Genomic DNA, 14,048 nt, shown 5'->3' with positions numbered 1-14,048 from the left:
TTCAGACGTCCTTGTTTTTCTTGCCGCGGATGGATTTCACGATGATCGGCATGGCGGCCAGCACGCAGAGACCCAGGATCGGCCCGATCACATGCGGCTCCCACAACAGGCTCAGGTCCGGGCTTTCGCCGCGGTCGAATACTTCACCCAGGCCAACACCGATCCACGTGAAGACGATGCCGCCGGGAATGATTCCCACGGCAGTGGTCCACAGGAAGTTGCGGAACTTCACCCCCACCAGCGCGGGCAGCAGGTTGGCGACAAAGAACGGCACCGCCGGCACCAGCCGCAGCAGCAGCAGCACCTCGATCTCATTCTGACGCAGCGCCTGTTTCAGCATCTGCACCCGGCCCTCAGCCGATTCCATCTTGGCAGTCAGCGTGGCACCCAGGCCCCAGCGTGCCGCCAGGAAGATCCCCGCAGCACCAATGGTCGCCGAAATCACGTTGAACGCAGTCCCGGTGACGAGGCCAAACAGGAAGCCGCCGGTGACCGAGGCCACTGCCGCACCGGGCAGCGAGAACACCACGATCACAATGTAGATGCCAATGAACAGCGCCGCGAGACCCAGGTAGTTCTGGTCGCGGAAGGCCATCAGCGCCTCGCGGTTGTCACGCAGCGTGTCAAAGGTCAGGTAGTCCTTCAGCGTCACCGCCCCGATCAGCGCCACCGCCACCACGGCAATCAGCGGCAAATGGCGGGCCAGTCCAGGCTTTGGCTGGGATTCGGTTTTCGGTGCTTCGCTCATATCGGTCATAGGTCCGTCTCTATAGGTGCCCTTTGTTGCTACGTGTTAAATGGCCCGCATGCGAGAGCACGGCAGCCCGGCTCACGGCCGCTTGATCGCCTGCCCCCGGATTCGTGAGCTTTGTGGCAGAATCGGCGGGCGCATGTTACATCCGCCCTGCCCGGCAAGCCGCCACAGCGCAGTTTTCGGCAGAAATGTTGCATATTGCCCGGAAAAGGCGCCTGGCAGGGTTTGACTTACCCGCCATTCCCTCCTAAAGACCGGGCTTCGAGATAGACCCCGGGCGGGCGATTCCGCTGTGCCCGAAGAGACAATGTGGAGACCGGAGCGATGAAACGCACCTATCAGCCTTCGAACCTGGTTCGCAAACGCCGCCACGGCTTCCGTGCGCGCATGGCCACCAAGGCAGGCCGCAAGATCCTGAACGCTCGCCGTGCACGCGGCCGCAAAGAACTGAGCGCATAAGCTCAGTTCCCGTTCTGACGGACATGACACCGCCGGAGGCCCCCAAGGACGGCAACGCTGCCCGAGGGGATACGCCTCCGGCGGTGTCCGTTTGCGCAGATGCTGCTGCGCCCAAGCCAGAGATCATGGCCAAGCGCCGTGATTTCCTCGCCTGCGCCCGCCCGCCCGCAAGCAAGCAGGGCACCAAGGGCATGATGGTGCAGGGCCGCAACCGCACCGATGATGGCGGTATCCGGGTCGGTTTCACCTGCTCCAAGAAAGTCGGCAACGCCGTTGCCCGCAACCGTGCCAAGCGCCGCCTGCGCGAGGCCGCGCGGATGATTCTGCCCCTCCATGGCCGCCCGGGATGGGATTACGTGCTGATCGGCCGCGCCGCGGAAACCGCCCAGCGCCCCTTCGAGGAGCTAAAGCGCGACCTGATCTACGCGCTGAAAAGGATCCACGGCCTGTAAGCTGCCGGGCCATCGGCCTCATTGCCACCCGGCCGCCCTGCCCCTATCTAACTGCCATGACCCCGCTGGCCCATCTCTTAGCCCTGCCCGTGCGTGCCTACCGGCTGCTGTTCAGCCCCTGGGTCGGCTTCAACTGCCGCTACCAGCCCACCTGCTCGGCCTATGCGCTGGAAGCGCTGGAGAAACACGGGGCCGTCAAAGGCGCCTGGCTGACGGCCAAGCGGATCGGCCGCTGCCACCCCTTGGGCGGTGACGGCTATGACCCGGTGCCGGAGCGCAAAGACAGCACATGCTGCAAGTGACCCGCCTCCGCGCGCTGTGCCCTTTCTGACACAGTAGGGAAACCCGGCATAAGCATGCCGCATCCGGCGTGCTACGCACCCGGAACGATCAACCCCCAGCTGCAGGAGGCAGGAAATGAACACCATGTTTCAAGTCATGCGCGCTCCGTCAGCCTGGGCAGGAACTGCACTCCGAGGTTCCGGCGCACAAGGCTCCGGCACTCGCGGCTGATCCACTTCCGGCCTGATCGTTACTTCCCCAGACTGCTAAAGACCTGAACCCGCGCTTTTTATGCGGCCGGCCTTGGCATCACCTTTCACCCTCAACCTTTTAGGAACCGGCTGCACGCAGCCGGCGGAAACCATGACACGCACTGACTTGCACGCCCCCATCCGGGACCCTCATGCCGCTTTGGCCCAGATCCTCGCCAGCCTCGGCCTCCGCCGCACGCTGATGGCGATCCTGCGCCAGATCATTGCCGCACACAGCCCCCCGCGGGATGCCGGGCGGACGTCCCCGCTCAACAATCACATGCGCCGGGACATCGGCCTTCCCCCGCTGCCGGAGGAGCTGCCCTCTTCGCGCGGCTACCTGTAACCGCAAGCGCAGCCGCAAGGGCCGGAAACCGTCCGGCCCTTGCGGATTGGGCCTTTTTTCCTTGGCAAAAGCGCCAGCCTCGGCTAGGGCGCGCCCATGCTTGATGATGATCTGGACGAAATCCACCCGCTGTTTGCAGGCGCACCCTCGACGACTGAGTTTAAGAAGCTCAGGAAACGCATCGTGCGCTACGCGCGTGAAGCGATCGAGCAATACGGCATGGTGGAGCGCCGCGAGGACGGCAGCACGCCCAAATGGCTGGTTTGCCTTTCCGGCGGCAAGGATAGTTACACCCTGCTGGCGGTTCTTTACGAGCTGAAGTGGCGCGGCCTCTTGCCGGTGGATCTCCTGGCCTGCAACCTCGACCAGGGCCAGCCGGGCTTTCCGGCCACAGTCCTGCCGGAGTTCCTGGAAAGGATGGGTGTGCCGCACCGGATTGAATATCAGGACACCTACAGCATCGTCGTCGACAAGGTGCCGCAGGGGCGGACCTACTGCGCGCTCTGCTCTCGCCTGCGCCGCGGCAACCTCTACCGGATCGCCCGCGAGGAAGGCTGCTCGGCAGTGGTCCTTGGCCACCACCGCGACGACATCCTGGAAACCTTCTTCATGAACCTGTTCCACGGCGGGCGCCTGGCAACCATGCCGCCCAAACTGGTCAACGAGGAAGGCGACCTCTTTGTATTCCGCCCGCTGGCCCATGTGGCCGAGGCCGACTGCGAGAAGTTCGCACGGTCGATGAACTACCCGATCATCCCCTGCGACCTTTGCGGCAGCCAGGACGGGCTGCAGCGCCAGCAGGTGAAACAGATCCTCGATCAGTGGGAATCAAACAGCCCGGGCCGCCGCCAGGTTATGTTCCGGGCGCTGATGAATGCCCGCCCGTCGCATCTTCTGGACCCGAAACTGTTCGATTTCGCCGGTCTGGAACTGAAGAATCCCGTTTCCGAGCCGGAAATAGATGGAATTCCCAAGCTGCGTTAACTCCCGGGTTAGAACAGCGCCTTAGTCTGATGCCGGAACGACTGGCTGCAGACGAAAGGTCTGAGAATGACAAACACGGGTTCAGGTCTCCTGGCGCGCCTCCGGCAAACGCTTGCCCCGGCTCTGTTCGGGCCGCCTGTTCTGGCCTTCCTGCCTGCCTTGACCCTGGCCACCTACTGGCTCGGCGGCGAAGCGGCGCTGCTGTCGGTGGCGCTGGGTTTGCCCGTGCTGATCGCAGCCGCCGGCGGTTTCGGCAAGATCGGCGGCACCAGCCTGCCGCGCGACAGCGTGACTGGCATGATGCTGCGCGAAGGCTTCGAGCAGGAGACAGCCCGCATCTACAGCGAGTGCGCCGAATCCGACTTGCGCTCGGCGGTGTTTGTCCTCGAACTCGACGATTACCGGGAACTGGCGGACCGCCATGGCCAGGAAGCCGGCGACCGGATCATGCAGCAATGCGGGGCGCAGATCGCCTCGATCCTGCGCCAAAGCGACACGGTGGCCCGGATCGGGGACAGCCGTTTTGCCATCTGCCTTGCTCCGACCCTGCAGCTTGACCTGGAGCTTTGCATTCAGCTGGCCGGCCGGATGCAGACAGCCGCCGAAGAACCGGTGCCGCTGGACGGCACCACCGTTTACATGACCTCCTCCATCGGCTTCTGCCAGCGCAACCGGGCGCCGGGGACAACCGATGCGGAATGGATAACCGCCGCAACCGCCGCCTTGTCCGAGGCGCAAAGCAACGGGCCTGGCGGCATCCGGGCATATTCAACCGACATGTCCGGCCGCGGCGGCACCCGCACCAATCTGCGCGAAGAAGCTGCAACGGCCCTGGAAACAGGCCAGATCCAGGCCTGGTTCCAGCCGCAGATCTGCACCGACACCGGCCGGGTATCGGGGTTTGAGGCGCTGGCCCGCTGGTCGCATCCGGTACAGGGGCTGATTCCGCCCTCTACCTTCCTGCCCGCGCTGGAAGAGGCCGGGCTGATGGACCGCCTCAGCCAGGTGATGCTCTACAATGCTTTGGTGGCCATCAAGGCCTGGGACGCAGCGGGCGTGCAAGTGCCCGCGGTCGGCGTGAATTTCGCCACCCAGGAGCTGCGCAACCCCGGGCTCGCCAACCGGGTGAAGTGGGAGCTTGAACGGTTCGAACTGGATCCCAGCCGCCTTTGCGTGGAGATTCTGGAAACCGTGATGACCGATCAGCCCGACGATGTGGTCACCCGCAACATCCTGGCTCTCAGTGATCTGGGCTGCCAGATTGATCTGGATGATTTCGGAACCGGTCATGCCTCGATTGCCGCGGTGCGCCGCTTCAGCATCTCCCGCATCAAGATCGACCGGTCCTTTGTGATGAAGGCCGATCAGGACCCGGACCAGCAAAAGCTGATCTCTGCCATCCTGACGATGGCCGAGCGGCTGGAGCTGGAAACCCTGGCCGAGGGCGTCGAGACCGCAGGCGAACACGCATTGCTGGCGCAGCTGGGCTGCGGCCACGTGCAGGGGTTCGGCATCGGCCGCCCGATGCCCTTTGACCAGACTCTGGACTGGATCACCGCCCACGAGGCCAAGCTGCAGGATACACCGGTAATCGGCCGTCAGACGCCCTGACCGCCCGAATCCTCCCAATTCCTTAGATTTTATGCCGCGCCGGGGCCCTATGCCGCCCCGGCGCGCCGCGATTCTGCTTGACCTTTGCGGTCCACCTCTGTTGAACCCCTCCTGTCATTCCATGCACGAGGCGCCTGTCCCCAATGGACGATCAGAACAAAAATCTAATTCTCGCAACCGTACTCAGCTTTCTGGTGATCCTCGGGTGGTACACCCTTTTCCCGCCGCCGGAACCGGAGCAGGCCCCTGAAACCGCGATCAGCGAAACCGCTCCGGCAGGCGACACTGCCGGGGCTCCCAGCGCTTCTGCCGATGCAGTGGCAGAGACAGCCGCGGAAGACGCCGAGGCCGCCGAGGCGCCGCGCGTGGCCATCAACACGCCGCGGGTCACCGGCAGCATCTCGCTGCAGGGCGGCCGGATCGACGACCTGTCGCTGAAAGACTACCGCGAGACGCTGGACGAAGATTCTCCGATCGTCAAATTGCTGAAGCCCGTCGGCGAAGCCCAGGCCTACTATGCGCTTTACGGCTGGGCCCCGGGCTCCGGCCTCGGCCCCAGCGACGTGCCTGGCGCCAACACCCTCTGGACCGCCCCCGCAGATGCCGCCCTGTCCGAAGACAGCCCGGTGACCCTCACCTGGGACAACGGCAAAGGCCTGACCTTCTCCCGCACTATTTCTGTGGATGAGAACTACATGTTCTCGGTCACCCAATCCGTTGCCAACGCCTCCGGCGGAACCGTGTCGCTCGCTCCCTACGGCACCCTGGCCCGCCATGGCGAGCCTCAGGACCTGAAGAACTTCTTCATTCTGCATGAGGGCCTGGTGGCGATGGCCGACGGTGAGCTGGCCGAGATCGATTATGACGACATGGCCGATTTCGAGCCCGACCCCCGTGACGGCTCCAAGTCCGAGGTCAAGCAGATCGAGGCCAATGGCTGGACCGGCTTCACCGATCACTACTGGATGTCGACCCTGGTGCCCGCCCCTGGCCAGTCCTTCCGCTCGATTGCCAAATACGACGAGCGCCGCGAGATCTACCAGACCGACATCGTGCTGCCGACCGTGACCCTGGCGGACGGCCAGTCGTCCGAGGTCACCACTGAGCTGTTCGCCGGCGCCAAGGAATGGGCCACCATCCGCGGCTACCAGAAAGACGGCATCCAGGGCTTCCTCGACTCGATCGACTGGGGCTGGTTCTTCTTCCTGACCAAACCGATGTTCGCGGTTCTGCACTGGCTGAACGTGATGATCGGCAACATGGGCTGGGCGATCATCGGCCTCACCGTGCTGATCAAGATCCTGGTCTTCCCGCTGGCGTATAAGTCCTATGCGTCGATGGCGAAGATGAAGGAACTGCAGCCGGAGATGGAAAAGCTCAAGGAGCGCGCCGGCGACGACCGCCAGAAGATGCAAAAGGAGATGATGGAGCTCTACAAGAAGGAGAAGGTGAACCCCGCCGCGGGCTGCCTGCCGATCCTGATCCAGATCCCGATCTTCTTCTCGCTCTACAAGGTGATCTTCGTCACCCTGGAACTGCGCCACGCACCGTTCTTCGGCCCCTTCCAGGATCTCAGCGCGCCGGACCCGACCTCGATCATGAACCTCTTCGGCCTGCTGCCCTTTGCGGCTCCGGCGCCCGAGAGCATCCTGGCCCTGGTCTTCATCGGCATCCTGCCGATCCTGCTGGGCGTCTCGATGTGGCTGCAGCAGAAACTGAACCCGGCGCCCACCGACCCGACCCAGCAGATGATCTTTGCCTGGATGCCCTGGGTGTTCATGTTCATGCTCGGCGGCTTTGCCTCCGGCCTGGTGGTCTACTGGATTGCCAACAACACGATCACCTTCACCCAGCAGTATCTGATCATGCGCAGCCACGGCTATACGCCGGACGTGTTCGGCAACATCAAGTCGGGCTTCAAGAAGAAGCCCAAGGCTGACAGCTGATGACCGCTGAGGTCACCCAAATCTGGCGCCACCCGCTCAAATCCCATGGGCGGGAGGCACTGGAAGACGTGAGTGTGAGCGCCGGGCAGACCATGCCCGGCGACCGCGTTTGGGCGGTTGCGCATGAGGCATCAAGCGCCGACGGCAGCCAATGGGTGTCCTGGGCCAATTTCACCCGGGGCGCCAAGGCGCCCCGGCTGATGGCCATCAACTCGGCTTATGATGAGGCCGCAGGCCTTTTGACACTGACCCACCCTGACAGGCCGGATCTGACTTTCAACCCGGACGATCCTGCGGATCACCCCCGTTTCCTCGAGTGGGAAAAACCGCTTTTGCCGGAAAACCGGGCCGGGTCTTCCCATATCGTGCGTGTCCCCGGCCGCGGCATGACCGATACTGAATTCCCGTCCATTTCGCTGGCCAACTGGGCCTCGCACCGGGCGGTGGAACACGCCATCGGCCATGAGCTGTCGGCCAAGCGCTGGCGCAGCAACATCTGGTTTGATCTGGGCGAGGCCTGGGTTGAAAACACCTGGCTGGGCCGCGAAGTGCAGATCGGTGAAACCGTGCTAGCGGTGCGTGAGCGCGCCGTGCGCTGCCTGGCAACCGCCGCCAGCCCGGAAACCGGCGAACGCGATGCTGACACCCTGAAAACCTTGAATGACAACTGGGGCCACCAGGATTTTTCGGTCTATGCCGAAGTTGTCCGCGGCGGCCGGATCCGCCTCGGCGATAAGGTTCAGGTGCTCTGATGCAATCACCCGTCAGCCTGGCAGAAATCTGGCGCCACCCGATCAAGGGCATCGGGGCCGAGCCGCTGGAGCAGGTGGGCCTGACTGCCGGCGCGCCGATGCCGCTGGACCGGGCCTGGGCGGTGCTGACCGGCACCTCGCAGGACACCGGCGCCTGGCAGCACTGCCGCAACTTCGCCCGCGGCTGCTTTGGCCCGGAGCTGATGGCGGTCACTGCGGAAACCCAAGGGGAAACCCTGACGCTCCGCCATCCGAAACGCGAGGACCTGACCATCGATCCCCGCCAGGACGGCGCCCGGCTGATCGATTGGCTTAGCCCGCTTTATCCGGCTGAACGCCCCCAGCCTCACAGCCTGATCCAAGCTCCGGCGGGCGGCATGGCAGATGCTGAGACGCCTGCTGTCTCCATCATGTCGCTCAGCTCTCTCCAGGCGCTGTCCGAAGAACTGGGGCAGCCGCTGGACGTGCGCCGCTTCCGCGGCAACCTGTGGCTGGACGGCGGCACCCCGTTCGAGGAATTCAGCTGGATCGGGCAAACACTGAAACTCGGTGCGCTGCGCCTGAAGGTGCTGGACCGGATCGCCCGCTGCCGCGCGACCGAGGCCAACCCGGACACCGGCGAGCGCGACGCAGACACGCTGAAAGCGCTGCGCAGCCAGTGGGGCCACACCGATTTCGGCATCCTGGCTGAAGTGCTGGATACCGGTGAACTGAAACGCGGCGACAGGCTTGAGGTGCTGTAATGCAAATGCAATTTTCCCTGGCCGAAGCGCCGGACGATATTTCCGCCGAAAAGGGCCGCAAGCTGTTTGCGGGCGAAACCGGCTTCTTGAAGGGCGTCGTGGCAATGAACGGCCTGCCCCCTGCCGACCGGGTAGAGGTCTGCTTTGCCGGCCGCTCCAACGTCGGCAAGTCGAGCCTGATCAACGCGCTGACCGGCACCAAGGGCATTGCCCGCGCCTCCAACACCCCGGGCCGCACGCAGGAAATCAACTTCTTCACCCAAGGTCCCGAGCTCTATCTCGTCGACCTGCCCGGCTATGGCTATGCCAACGCGCCGCTGGCGGTGGTGGAGAAATGGCAGAAGCTCTTGAAGCAGTATCTCTCCGGCCGTGTTTCCCTGCGCCGCGCCTTTGTGCTGATCGACAGCCGCCATGGCGTCAAGAAGGTCGATGACGACATCATGAAGCTCTTGGACAGCTCTGCGGTGACCTTCCAATGCGTGATGACCAAGGCCGACAAGGTCAAGGAAAAGGACCGCGCCAAGGTGCTGGACCAGGTCCGCGGCGCCTTGGCAAAACACCCTGCCGCCTATCCGGAAATCGTCCTGACCTCGTCAGAAAAAGGCGATGGAATCTCGACGCTTAGATCGATTATCGCTAGTCTCTGACCGATGTTTAGCCGGCTCGCCTCTTATCTGGTTGTGATCGCCCTGGCCGTGGCCGGGCTGATCCCTGCCGGCTGGATGCCGGGCACCGGGTCGGACGGCAAAGTGCTTCTGGTGATCTGCACCACCGAGGGCGCTGTCGAAACCTGGGTCGACCTGGATGGCGGCGACAGCGGCGGCCATGCCCCCACCGAACAGATGGAAGACCGCAGCTGCCCCTTTGCCGCCCTTGGCACCGTGGCCCTGCTGCCGGACAACCTGATTGACCTGAACCTCGAAGCGCTTCTCTCAGACCGCTGGTCGCGCGAGGCCTTCACCCACCATACCGCCGGCTTCCACTGGCGCTATGACGCCCGCGGCCCGCCCGCGCTCTCCTAAGGCCTGACGGCCTGTCCCTGAACAATCTTTGACTTATCCGTCGGCACCTCCTGTGCCCGGCCCTGTTCTGACATGGAGAGAACAATGGCGACCAGCCAACCGCAATCCGCGGGCCAATCGCGCCCGCTTTCTGAAAAATTCTACTTCGCTGCCTGGCGCTGGCACTTCTATGCCGGCCTCTATGTGGTGCCGTTCATGATCATGCTGGCGGTGACCGGCCTGATGATGATGTTCATCACCCAATTCGACGGCCGCGACGGCGAAACCATCCAGATCACCCAGGGCGAGGCCGCCCTGCCCCTCGCCCAGCTTGAAAAAAGCGTCCTAACTGCTCAGCCCGGCACCATCGCCGAGTGGATCGGCCCCAAGGCGCCGGACCTGGCCACCGTGTTCCGGGTGAAAACCGAAGCAGGCCAGCGCCTGGTCGCCATCGACCAATACACCGGCGAGGTGCTCTCCAGCTGGGACCGCCGCGCGGGCTGGTACGACTGGGCCGACAATATGCATGGCTCCCTGCTGATCGGCGACACCGGCGACCGGCTGATTGAGATCGCTGCGGGCCTGGGCCTCTTGCTGGTCTTCACCGGCCTCTACATCTGGTGGCCGCGCGGCAATGCCGCCGCGGCCTTCATCCCCAATTTCCGCGCCCGCGGCCGCGCCCTGTGGAAGTCGCTGCACGCGGTCACCGGCTTCTGGATGTCGGCGCTGCTGATCGTCTTCCTGATCTCGGGCCTGTCGTGGACCGGAATCTGGGGCGGCAAGTTCGTGCAGGCCTGGTCCACCTTCCCGGCCGAGAAATGGGACAACGTGCCCCTGTCGGACACCACCCACGCCGAGCATATGAACCACGGCCACACCAACGATGTGCCCTGGGCGCTGGAGCAGACCCCGATGCCCGCCTCCGGCTCTGATGCCGGCATCGATGGCATCCCGGCAGGCACCGCAGTGAACAGCGGCAGCCTGGTCATCCTGGGCCGGATGCTGGGCATGGAAGGCCGCTTCCGCCTCGCCTACCCCGGCGGAGAGAACGGCGTCTGGACCATCAACCGCGACAGCATGAGCAGCGACTCGGATGATCCCTTCATCGACCGCACCATCCATATCGACCAGCACAGCGGCAAGATCCTCGCCGACGTGAAGTTCGAGGACTATTCCTGGGCCGGCAAATCCATGGCAGTCGGAATTCCCTTCCACATGGGACTGATGGGCACCTGGAACTTTGTGCTGAACGTGGTGTTCTGCCTCGCGGTGATCTTTGTGTCGGTCTCCGGTGTGGTGATGTGGCTAAAACGCCGCCCGGCCGGTGCCGCCCGTCTGGCTGCGCCGCCGGTGCCCGCAGATCTGCCGTTCTGGAAAGGCGCACTGCTGATTGGCCTCTTCACCTCGCTGGCCTTCCCGCTGGTCGGCATCACGCTGCTGGCTGTGCTGGCCTTCGACGTGCTGCTGGTCAGCAACATCCCTGCGATGAAACGCGCATTGACCTGATTGCGGTTTGCCCCTGCCAAACCCTCACCGGCAGGGACAGGATGCGCGGCGCCATTGCGTCCCCAGGGCGCCGCGCATCAATGGAGTTGAGGGCCGCGCCCGAGCCTAGGTGGGCGCACAAGCGCCCTCCCGTTTTGCTGGAAGCAAACCTTCAGTTTGACGGAGAGGGTCGGGCGCGGCCCGGCCTATCAGCCGGGCAGGACGGTTCAATTCAAACGTGCTGCGCCCCGTTCACCTCGATCTCGGCGCCGGAGATGTAGGAACTGCCCTCCGAGCACAGGAAATAGATCGCCGAGGCCACCTCCTCAGGCTGCCCCAGCCGCTGCATCGGCAGTTTCTCGACAATCTTCTCTGTGCCGGGCGACAGGATCGAAGTCTCCACCTCGCCCGGAGCAATCGCATTGACCCGCACCCCGAGCGGGCCGAAATCATGCGCCATCTCCCGCGTCAGCGCTGCCAGCGCCGCCTTGGAGGTGGCATAGGCGGCGCCCGCAAAGGGATGCACCCGGCTGCCGGCAATCGAGGTCACATTGACCACCGAGCCCTTGGCCGCTGCCAGCTCATCCTTCAGGCCCCGCGCCAAGACCACGGAGGCAAAGAAGTTCACGTGGAACACTTTGCCCCAATCCATCAGATCGGTGTCCAGCGTGCTCAGCCGCTCACCATTGGGCCCCTTGGGAGAAATGCCTGCGTTGTTGACCAATGCATCCAATTGCCCGTCCAGCCGCTCCTGAATCTGTCCCACCGCGTTGATGGTGTCGGACGGGTCCGACAGGTCCAGCTGCACATGGTTCTCCTCGCCGCCGCCCCAGGGGCATTCTTCGGGGAAGGGCTGGCGCGAGCAGGTGATCACCCGCCAGCCCTCGGCGTTGAAGCGGCGCACGGTGGCATGGCCGATACCGCGGCTGGCGCCGGTCAGGAGCAGGGTTTTACGGCGCATGGGCAAGGATCCTCGCTTTGGGTTTCCCGGCAAAGCCTATCACCCGCATCGCCGCCTGCAATGGGCAAGGGCACACAAGTCTTGGCACCAGCCCAAGAACCGCCTAAACCAGTCGCCCAAAGGGATGATGACAGCGATGAAGACACAGAACATGAACCGCGATTGGATTGCCACTGCCGAGACCCTCTCCAGCGCCCTGCCGTACCTGCAGCGCTATGACGGGGCCATTGTCGTCATCAAGCTCGGCGGCCACGCCATGGGCAGCGACGAGGCGATGGATACTTTCGCGCGCGACATCGTTCTGATGCGCCAGGTCGGGGTCAACCCGGTGATCGTGCACGGCGGCGGGCCGATGATCAATGCAATGCTGGAAAAGCTGCAGATCCAGTCCGAATTCGTGAACGGCAAGCGGGTGACTGATGCTGCCACCATGGAAGTGGTGGAGATGGTTCTGTCCGGCGTCGTCAACAAGCGCATCGTGCAGGCGATCAACCGCCAGGGCGGCCGCGCGGTGGGGCTGTCGGGCAAGGATGCGAATCTCATCACCTGCGATCAGGCCAACCCGGACCTGGGCTTTGTCGGCGCGCCGGCCGCGATGGACCCCAAAGTGCTCTACGGCCTGTTCGAGAAAGACATGATCCCGGTGATTGCCCCGATCGGCGCAGGCCGCGCTGGCGAAACCTTCAACATCAACGGCGACACCGCCGCGGGTGCCATCGCCAAAGCGCTGGAGGCCGACCGGCTGCTGCTGCTCACCGATGTGGCCGGCGTCAAGAACGGCGAAGGCGAGGTGGTAACCGAGCTGAGTGCCGCCGATGTCGAGGCGATGACTGCCAGCGGCGTGATTGCCGGCGGCATGATTCCCAAAACCGAAACCGCGCTGGATGCGGTCCGCAACGGCGTGCGCGCCTGCACCATTGTTGACGGGCGGGTGCAGAATTCGGTGCTGCTGGAACTGTTCACCGATCACGGCGCCGGCTCGATGATCCGCGCCTGAAGCCTGCGGGAGGGGCGCTGCCCCTCTTGGCCCATTCGGGCCAATTCACCCCGGGGTATTTTCAACCAGAAAGAAGCAGCAGTGGCGTGGCGGGGCTTGCTTTTTGCCTGGCTATGCGCATCGCTGCTTCCATGGAGCATGAAAGCCTGATCCGCCTGGGTGTTTTCCTGGGCCTGTTTGCATTGTTTGCTGTGGCCGAGGCCAGGGCGCCAAAGCGGGCGCGGCGGCTGCCGCAGGGACAGCGCTGGGTCACCAATTTGTCGATCACGCTGCTGAACGCTGTGACATTGCGTGCCATGGCCCTGGGCCTGCCGCTGCTGGCAGCTGGCGCGGCACTGGATGCGGCGGAGAACGGCTGGGGGCTGCTGAACGCATTGTCCTGGCCTGCCTGGGCGGAAGTCCTGCTGGCAGTGCTGGTGCTGGATTTTGCCATCTGGCTGCAGCATCTGATCACCCATAAGGTGCCGCTCTTGTGGCGGCTGCACCGGGTGCATCACGCCGACCGCGATATGGATGTGACCACAGCGGTGCGGTTCCACCCCATCGAGATCGCCCTGTCGATGCTGCTGAAGATCGGGCTGGTTTATCTGCTGGGGCCTTCAGCTGCGGCTGTGGTGGTCTTTGAAGTACTGCTGAATGGCACAGCGCTGTTCAACCATGCCAATCTGCGGCTGCCGCGCGCCGCTGATGCCGCACTGAGGCTGCTCCTGGTGACGCCGGATATGCACCGGGTGCACCACTCGGCCCGGCGCGAGGAGCACGACAGCAATTTTGGGTTCGCGCTTTCCATCTGGGACCGGCTGTTCGGCACTTACACAGCGCAGCCCGGTCAAGGCCATGCCGAAATGACCATTGGCTTGCAATGGCAGGACAACCGGCCCGCCAGACTGGGCTGGAGCCTGCTGCTGCCGTTCCGCCGCCGCTGAGGGGCCGGCAGGAAGACGCCGGCAGACCCCGGCGGGGCGTTTTTGCACTCTGCGGCAGAGAACCGCGCTGCTAGGCTCGCCCCAAAGCCACCTTACCG

Annotated in this window: 16 protein-coding genes; 14 read left to right on the top strand and 2 right to left on the bottom strand. The window is 64.1% G+C overall.

Annotated elements, in window-relative coordinates; translation table 11 throughout:
- Position 1: 1 nt before the first annotated feature.
- The gene (locus tag RA20_RS18690; RefSeq protein ID WP_039132275.1) at positions 2–757 is read right to left on the bottom strand and encodes a TVP38/TMEM64 family protein; all 756 of its coding nucleotides are present in this window, start codon (positions 755–757) and stop codon (positions 2–4) included.
- A 321-nt stretch (positions 758–1,078) separates the two neighbouring features.
- Between RA20_RS18690 and rpmH the strand changes: the two genes are divergently transcribed.
- The 12 genes from rpmH (at position 1,079) to RA20_RS18630 (ending at position 11,087) form a co-directional block, all read left to right on the top strand.
- Complete coding sequence (gene rpmH, locus RA20_RS18685; RefSeq protein ID WP_008554144.1) at positions 1,079–1,213, top strand: 50S ribosomal protein L34; 135 nt, start codon at positions 1,079–1,081, stop codon at positions 1,211–1,213.
- Positions 1,214–1,236: 23 nt separating this feature from the next.
- Positions 1,237–1,665, top strand: coding sequence for a ribonuclease P protein component (gene rnpA, locus RA20_RS18680; protein ID WP_039132270.1), 429 nt, complete (start codon positions 1,237–1,239; stop codon positions 1,663–1,665).
- 56 nt (positions 1,666–1,721) lie between these two features.
- Positions 1,722–1,967, top strand: coding sequence for a membrane protein insertion efficiency factor YidD (gene yidD / locus RA20_RS18675; protein WP_039132268.1), 246 nt, complete (start codon positions 1,722–1,724; stop codon positions 1,965–1,967).
- A 343-nt stretch (positions 1,968–2,310) separates the two neighbouring features.
- Positions 2,311–2,544 (top strand): hypothetical protein, encoded by a 234-nt coding sequence (locus RA20_RS18670; RefSeq protein ID WP_039132266.1) that lies wholly within the window; start codon positions 2,311–2,313, stop codon positions 2,542–2,544.
- A gap of 96 nt (positions 2,545–2,640) precedes the next feature.
- On the top strand, positions 2,641–3,528 hold the full coding sequence (gene ttcA, locus RA20_RS18665; protein WP_039132265.1) for a tRNA 2-thiocytidine(32) synthetase TtcA: 888 nt from the start codon (positions 2,641–2,643) through the stop codon (positions 3,526–3,528).
- A gap of 66 nt (positions 3,529–3,594) precedes the next feature.
- Positions 3,595–5,139 (top strand): putative bifunctional diguanylate cyclase/phosphodiesterase, encoded by a 1,545-nt coding sequence (locus RA20_RS18660; protein WP_039132262.1) that lies wholly within the window; start codon positions 3,595–3,597, stop codon positions 5,137–5,139.
- A gap of 143 nt (positions 5,140–5,282) precedes the next feature.
- Positions 5,283–7,085, top strand: a complete 1,803-nt coding sequence (gene yidC / locus RA20_RS18655; protein ID WP_039132260.1) for a membrane protein insertase YidC — start codon at positions 5,283–5,285, stop codon at positions 7,083–7,085.
- On the top strand, positions 7,085–7,837 hold the full coding sequence (locus RA20_RS18650) for an MOSC domain-containing protein (protein WP_039132257.1): 753 nt from the start codon (positions 7,085–7,087) through the stop codon (positions 7,835–7,837). Before yidC ends, RA20_RS18650 begins: the two co-directional genes overlap by 1 nt.
- A complete protein-coding gene (locus RA20_RS18645) occupies positions 7,837–8,580 on the top strand; it encodes an MOSC domain-containing protein (protein ID WP_039132255.1) in 744 nt (247 codons plus the stop codon). Before RA20_RS18650 ends, RA20_RS18645 begins: the two co-directional genes overlap by 1 nt.
- A complete protein-coding gene (yihA, locus tag RA20_RS18640) occupies positions 8,580–9,227 on the top strand; it encodes a ribosome biogenesis GTP-binding protein YihA/YsxC (protein ID WP_039132252.1) in 648 nt (215 codons plus the stop codon). Before RA20_RS18645 ends, yihA begins: the two co-directional genes overlap by 1 nt.
- 3 nt (positions 9,228–9,230) lie before the next feature.
- On the top strand, positions 9,231–9,602 hold the full coding sequence (locus RA20_RS18635) for a DUF2946 family protein (protein WP_039132250.1): 372 nt from the start codon (positions 9,231–9,233) through the stop codon (positions 9,600–9,602).
- A gap of 84 nt (positions 9,603–9,686) precedes the next feature.
- On the top strand, positions 9,687–11,087 hold the full coding sequence (locus RA20_RS18630) for a PepSY-associated TM helix domain-containing protein (protein WP_039132247.1): 1,401 nt from the start codon (positions 9,687–9,689) through the stop codon (positions 11,085–11,087).
- A 211-nt stretch (positions 11,088–11,298) separates the two neighbouring features.
- Here the strand turns inward: RA20_RS18630 and RA20_RS18625 are convergent, their stop codons facing one another.
- Positions 11,299–12,027, bottom strand: coding sequence for an SDR family NAD(P)-dependent oxidoreductase (locus RA20_RS18625; protein WP_039132245.1), 729 nt, complete (start codon positions 12,025–12,027; stop codon positions 11,299–11,301).
- A 136-nt stretch (positions 12,028–12,163) separates the two neighbouring features.
- Between RA20_RS18625 and argB the strand changes: the two genes are divergently transcribed.
- Both argB and RA20_RS18615 read left to right on the top strand, forming a co-directional pair.
- A complete protein-coding gene (gene argB / locus RA20_RS18620; RefSeq protein WP_039132390.1) occupies positions 12,164–13,024 on the top strand; it encodes an acetylglutamate kinase in 861 nt (286 codons plus the stop codon).
- 131 nt (positions 13,025–13,155) lie between these two features.
- Entirely contained in the window at positions 13,156–13,950 is a 795-nt protein-coding gene (locus RA20_RS18615) for a sterol desaturase family protein (RefSeq protein ID WP_039132388.1), read from the top strand.
- Positions 13,951–14,048 lie beyond the last annotated feature (98 nt).

Origin of the sequence: Leisingera sp. ANG-Vp, from assembly GCF_000813725.1 — a bacterium.
GTDB lineage: Bacteria > Pseudomonadota > Alphaproteobacteria > Rhodobacterales > Rhodobacteraceae > Leisingera.
The sequence above is the reverse complement of the archived record's forward strand: the minus strand, read 5'-3'. Positions and strand labels throughout refer to the sequence as shown.

What these genes read in the sequence shown, in the direction of transcription:
- RA20_RS18690 (WP_039132275.1), bottom strand. Translation starts at nt 757, where the DNA reads ATGACCGATATGAGCGAAGCACCGAAAACCGAATCCCAGCCAAAGCCT.
- rpmH (WP_008554144.1), top strand. Translation starts at nt 1,079, where the DNA reads ATGAAACGCACCTATCAGCCTTCGAACCTGGTTCGCAAACGCCGCCAC.
- rnpA (WP_039132270.1), top strand. Translation starts at nt 1,237, where the DNA reads ATGACACCGCCGGAGGCCCCCAAGGACGGCAACGCTGCCCGAGGGGAT.
- yidD (WP_039132268.1), top strand. Translation starts at nt 1,722, where the DNA reads ATGACCCCGCTGGCCCATCTCTTAGCCCTGCCCGTGCGTGCCTACCGG.
- RA20_RS18670 (WP_039132266.1), top strand. Translation starts at nt 2,311, where the DNA reads ATGACACGCACTGACTTGCACGCCCCCATCCGGGACCCTCATGCCGCT.
- ttcA (WP_039132265.1), top strand. Translation starts at nt 2,641, where the DNA reads ATGCTTGATGATGATCTGGACGAAATCCACCCGCTGTTTGCAGGCGCA.
- RA20_RS18660 (WP_039132262.1), top strand. Translation starts at nt 3,595, where the DNA reads ATGACAAACACGGGTTCAGGTCTCCTGGCGCGCCTCCGGCAAACGCTT.
- yidC (WP_039132260.1), top strand. Translation starts at nt 5,283, where the DNA reads ATGGACGATCAGAACAAAAATCTAATTCTCGCAACCGTACTCAGCTTT.
- RA20_RS18650 (WP_039132257.1), top strand. Translation starts at nt 7,085, where the DNA reads ATGACCGCTGAGGTCACCCAAATCTGGCGCCACCCGCTCAAATCCCAT.
- RA20_RS18645 (WP_039132255.1), top strand. Translation starts at nt 7,837, where the DNA reads ATGCAATCACCCGTCAGCCTGGCAGAAATCTGGCGCCACCCGATCAAG.
- yihA (WP_039132252.1), top strand. Translation starts at nt 8,580, where the DNA reads ATGCAAATGCAATTTTCCCTGGCCGAAGCGCCGGACGATATTTCCGCC.
- RA20_RS18635 (WP_039132250.1), top strand. Translation starts at nt 9,231, where the DNA reads ATGTTTAGCCGGCTCGCCTCTTATCTGGTTGTGATCGCCCTGGCCGTG.
- RA20_RS18630 (WP_039132247.1), top strand. Translation starts at nt 9,687, where the DNA reads ATGGCGACCAGCCAACCGCAATCCGCGGGCCAATCGCGCCCGCTTTCT.
- RA20_RS18625 (WP_039132245.1), bottom strand. Translation starts at nt 12,027, where the DNA reads ATGCGCCGTAAAACCCTGCTCCTGACCGGCGCCAGCCGCGGTATCGGC.
- argB (WP_039132390.1), top strand. Translation starts at nt 12,164, where the DNA reads ATGAAGACACAGAACATGAACCGCGATTGGATTGCCACTGCCGAGACC.
- RA20_RS18615 (WP_039132388.1), top strand. Translation starts at nt 13,156, where the DNA reads ATGGAGCATGAAAGCCTGATCCGCCTGGGTGTTTTCCTGGGCCTGTTT.